This window comes from Bacteroides cellulolyticus (assembly GCF_025567135.1).
GTDB lineage: Bacteria > Bacteroidota > Bacteroidia > Bacteroidales > Bacteroidaceae > Phocaeicola > Phocaeicola cellulolyticus.
Map to the genome: position 1 here is coordinate 1 of NZ_JAOQJJ010000045.1, position 1,190 is coordinate 1,190.

Consider the following 1,190-nt stretch of genomic DNA (forward strand, 5'->3'; position numbering starts at 1 on the left):
AGGACTGGAAATAGAGGAACAGCTTGTGGTTGACAGGCTGATAAAGGCAGCTGTCGAACCGGATGTAAGAAGGGATATGGATGTAGAGGATGAAATTCTTTCGGAAATAGAATCACGTGATACTACGATAATGATGAAGAATAAGGAGCTGGAGCTTAAGAATAAGGAACTTGAGAGCAAAAGCCAAGAACTTGAGAGCAAGAGCCAGGAACTTGAGAGCAAGAGCCAGGAACTTGAGAGCAAGAGCCAGGAACTTGAGAGCAAGAGCCAGGAACTTGAGAGCAAGAGCCAGGAACTAATTTCTAAAAATAAAATGCTAGGAAATATGATAAGCCTCTTAAGGAAACAAGGGCTATCCGATGAAAATATTGCAAAAGAGCTGAATATAGGTATTAATAAGCTAGCGGAATATGTATAAGAAAGTAAAATAGATATTTTTTTACATTTAATTTACGCTTAGCGAACAATGTATGAACACTGCTTAAATGTATTTAGATAATCATACATGTCCACTAAGCGTTATTTTTACTCACACATATAGTAGAAGCCCACCCCTACGACATTTGTAAATATTGTATTTATTGCTTAATAGACCGTAGAATAAACACCAATATACCTATCCTAGTAAGATAAAACACAGTAAAAAAACTAAATTTCCTCTTTGTCCTTCACTCTGTTTGCATTATATTTGTGAAAAATCTTCTATTGCGAATGTCTTGACAAAATATTATTTGATTTGTCTAGAAGAATTATTCTGCATGTGGAGTAACAGCGGTAAAGTATTAAGCTTATGAAATATCCTATAGGAATACAGAGTTTTGAACAGATTATCGAAGACGGTTATGTTTATGTGGATAAGACGGATTTGATTTATAATCTGGCACATGAAGGGAAAATATATTTTCTGAGTCGTCCAAGGAGATTCGGCAAGAGTCTTCTTGTATCTACTCTTAAGAACTATTTTCTCGGTAAAAAGGAATATTTCAAGGGTTTAAAAATTGAAGCATTGGAAAATGACTGGAATGTTCATCCTGTATTTTATGTAGATTTTAATAGTACGGATTTTACAAAAGAGGGAAATCTGGAAAGCAAACTAAGTTTTTACATATCCGAGTGGGAGAAAAAATATGGCTTACCGGATAGAACAGAATTGCTCGGAATAGGTGACCGCTTTACAGAGGTATTGCGTG

1 protein-coding gene and 1 pseudogene are annotated in these 1,190 nt (G+C 35.4%); both read left to right on the forward strand.

Annotated features, from left to right (window positions below):
- Positions 1-418, forward strand: a pseudogene (locus OCV82_RS15125) (hypothetical protein); the annotation flags it as partial.
- Positions 419-790: 372 nt separating this feature from the next.
- On the forward strand, positions 791-1,190 hold a 400-nt coding region (locus OCV82_RS15130; protein ID WP_154045212.1), incomplete at its 3' end, for an AAA family ATPase.